At 47.6% G+C, this 3,591-nt stretch carries 3 protein-coding genes; 1 reads left to right on the plus strand and 2 read right to left on the minus strand.

Annotation, left to right across the window (positions count from 1 at the left end; all coding sequences use genetic code 11):
* Together VIM87_RS27325 and VIM87_RS27330 are read right to left on the minus strand one after the other, a co-directional pair.
* On the minus strand, positions 1–241 hold a 241-nt coding region (locus VIM87_RS27325), incomplete at its 3' end, for an alpha-E domain-containing protein (protein ID WP_332000057.1).
* 137 nt (positions 242–378) lie between these two features.
* Positions 379–1,824 carry a circularly permuted type 2 ATP-grasp protein gene (locus VIM87_RS27330; protein ID WP_332000058.1) on the minus strand — a complete coding sequence of 482 codons (1,446 nt, stop codon included), beginning with the start codon at positions 1,822–1,824 and terminating at the stop codon, positions 379–381.
* A 542-nt stretch (positions 1,825–2,366) separates the two neighbouring features.
* Between VIM87_RS27330 and VIM87_RS27335 the strand changes: the two genes are divergently transcribed.
* A partial coding sequence (locus tag VIM87_RS27335; protein ID WP_332000059.1) for a SusC/RagA family TonB-linked outer membrane protein occupies positions 2,367–3,591 on the plus strand: 1,225 nt, incomplete at its 3' end.

Here is a 3,591-nt window from a genome sequence, read left to right on the forward strand (position 1 = left end):
TATTATTGTTGGGATCTGTGATCAGCTTCCGTAAAGAAGCGCCGGTATTATTTTCCAGCGCCATGATCTCATCGGCGCTGCAGGTGGTGAAAGTTTCCAGCACCGGCCTCCAGGTCAGGGATCCATTCACATCCTTATCCAGGGCTTGTACATAATGTGTAGCAGCCACCCTGCAAAGCCCACCGGCCCTTTCCATGTAACGGTTCATCCAGTATAATGCGTCAGCTATCCGGCTTAACATCTTGCTAAAATTTACGATTTTAGATTTTAGATTTACGATTTATGATCTATGATTTACGATTTTATATTTTACAAACAACAACAAAACATTATCAACCGCTGCATTCCAAATCTAAAATCGTAAATCTAAAATCGTAATTAATCAATCACCCAGGTATCCTTACTTCCGCCGCCCTGTGAAGAGTTCACCACCAGCGAGCCGGCGCGTAATGCCACACGGGTAAGGCCTCCCGGCACGATCTTAACACCCTGCGGCCCGCATAATGCATAAGGCCGTAAGTCCACATGCCGCGGCTGAAAGGTACCATCAATAAAACAAGGTACCGTAGATAATTTAATGATCGGCTGTGCAATATAATTACGGGCATCTGCCTGAATAGCTACTTTGGCTTTATTCCAATCTTCCTCCGATACGCTATTGCCCATGATCATGCCATAGCCGCCGGATTGGTTGGTACGCTTGATAACCATGTTCCGGATATTTTCAAAAACATGGTTCCGCATATCCGGATCGCTGAGCTCATAAGTAGGCACGTTTGCCAGGATAGGCTCTTCATTCAGGTAATAACGGATCATGGCCGGCACATAGGCGTATACCGCCTTATCATCTGCCACACCATTACCTACTGCGTTCACAATAGCCACGCTGCCCCTGCGGTAAGCGCCCAGCAGGCCGGGTACGCCCAGCACACTGTCGGGTTTAAAGATCAGCGGGTCCAGGTATTCATCATCTATACGGCGGTATATTACGTGCACCTGCTCCAGGCCATTGGTAGTTTTCATATATACCTTATGGTTATCCACCACCAGGTCGCGTGCTTCTACCAGTGAAATACCCATCTGGCGGGCAAGGAACGTATGCTCATAATAAGCGGAGTTGTATACGCCGGGGGTTAGCAGCGCTACCGTAGGGTTAGCGATCTGCCCCGGGGCCAGCTGCAGCAGTATTTCGTGTAGCAGTAAGGGGTAGTTGCTTACCCGCCTTACATGGTTGGCTGCCAGCAGGTCGGGGAAAATACGTTTGGTCACTTCCCGGTTTTCCAGCATATAGCTAACGCCGGAGGGGGTACGCAGGTTATCTTCCAGGATGTAGAATTTACCATCGTCCCCACGGATCAGGTCAATGCCGGAAATGTGCACATAAATATCATACGGCACTTTTATCCCGAACACCTCGCGCGTATAATGCGGGCAGGAGGCAATGAGCCCTGCCGGCACAATTTTATCCTTTATGATCTGCTGTTCGCTATAGATATCTTTTAAGAACAGGTTCAGGGCCTGCAAGCGCTGCTTAATGCCGCGTTCTACGATATCCCATTCTTTGCCGGTAATAATGCGGGGAATAATGTCAAAGGGAAAAATGCGCTCAATGCCTTCATTATCACTGTATACCGTAAAGGTAATGCCCTGGTTCATAAACAGCTCGCCTGCCAGGCGGTCCTTTTGCAGCAGGGCCGCTACATCCAGTCCCTGTAAGGTGGCAAAAACCTTGTTGTAGTGTTCACGTATCTGCCCGGAATCGTGCATCTCATCCCAAATACCAGGGGCTATATTATATTCATGCAGTAAATGGTCCAGGCTCATATCTTTTCACTAATTTGGTTGATGATTGATGGTGTTAACCAATGGCTTTTTGCTATGTTCAACTGATAGGCCAATATAATATTAAAAAAAGGCAAATAGAAGCATTTTTTAATCATATTGGGTAATATTTGTCAAAATATAGCTAATTCCAGTAATTATAGATCTATTTTATTCTAGTATTTTACCCGGCATCAACCAAATTCGCTAAAGCACCATTGATCCGCTAAAGCATCAACCAAAAAACGAGCGTACTATGTTGAGGACTTAACAGGCGTACTTATGCCTGCCCGTAGCATTACACAATGTTTAAACCATCGAACGAACCGTAATCTGGAGTAACATTATTTTTAACAGTATCAACCAAAAATCTATGCGCATGATGAGAGTTACCTGACATTACTATGTCTGATTGTACCATTGTACAATATCTAAACCATCGAACGAACCGTAATCCAAGCACCAATTAGTTTAACAAGTATCAACCAAATTTTGCTGAAGCATGCACTAAACCGCTAAAGCACCCACCCAAAATCTGTACAACTATGAGAACACTCTACCTGGCATTGCTATGCCTGATTGTACCGCTATTGCCGGTACTGGCCCAAACCATTAAGGTTGAAGGCACGGTAACCGACAATGCAAAGGAACCCCTGCCCGGCGTTTCTGTACGTGTAAAATCAACTAACACCGGTGTTACTACGGACACCAAGGGACATTTCAGCCTTTCTGCCGCCCCTGGCGTTACGCTGGAGATCACTTACGTAGGATTTACTAAACAGGAGATCAAGGTTACAGGCCAGCAGGAACTGCATGTGGTAATGGCTGCAACCGCAAGCGCATTACAGGAAACCGTCATCATCGGCTATCAGCAGGTGACCCGTAAAAAGGCCACCGCCGCCATTTCCAGCCTGTCAGGAAGAGAAATACAAAACCTGCCGGCTGCCAGTTTTGATCAGTTAATGCAGGGCCGCCTTTCGGGGGTGAACGTGCAGAACTTTACCGGCGAGCCCGGGGCACGTACCACCGTTTCCGTTAGGGGCAGTTCTACTGTAAGCCGCGATTATGACGAGTTTAAAGTAGTGAACTCGCCATTATACGTGGTAGATGGCATTCCCCAGCCATCAGAGGAATATGTGAACGCCAGTGTGGGTACCGGCACCAACTTCCTGGCCGGCATTAACCCCATGGATATTGCCAGCATTGATGTGTTGAAAGATGCCTCTGCTGCCGCCATTTACGGATCGCGTGCAGCCAATGGCGTTATACTCATCACCACCAAAAAAGGAAAGTCCGGCGCACCTAAGGTGAGCCTTTCCAGCTATTTTGGCATCACTGAAAGGCCGGAGCTGCGGGATGTGGTGCTGGGCACCGAAGAACGGCGGCAAAAAATGGCGCTGTTACAGCAAAGCCTTACCTACGCGCAAAGACAGCAGCTGCCTTATTTAATGACAGACAGCCTGAACCCGGCGTATAATGCCAATACCGACTGGCAGGATATTTTTTACCGTACCGGGCTTATTAAAAATGCTGACCTGAGCGTAAGCGGCGGCAGCGATAACTCTTACTACCGCTTCAGCACCGGTTATTACGATGAGCAAGGCGTAGTAATAGGTACGGATTTTAAAAGATACTCCACGCGTTTAAACCTGATGACGCGCGCAATGAACAATAAGCTGGAGATCAATCCTATTATTTCCTTTTCGCGGACAGACCGGCACCGGGGAAATGGCCAGCCGGGTAACTCCATCAACATTACCACGAATGGCG

The organism is Chitinophaga sp., from assembly GCF_036569125.1.
GTDB lineage: Bacteria > Bacteroidota > Bacteroidia > Chitinophagales > Chitinophagaceae > Chitinophaga.

Coding starts and splice junctions, on each gene's coding strand:
- VIM87_RS27330 (WP_332000058.1), bottom strand. CDS start 1,824: ATGAGCCTGGACCATTTACTGCATGAATATAATATAGCCCCTGGTATT.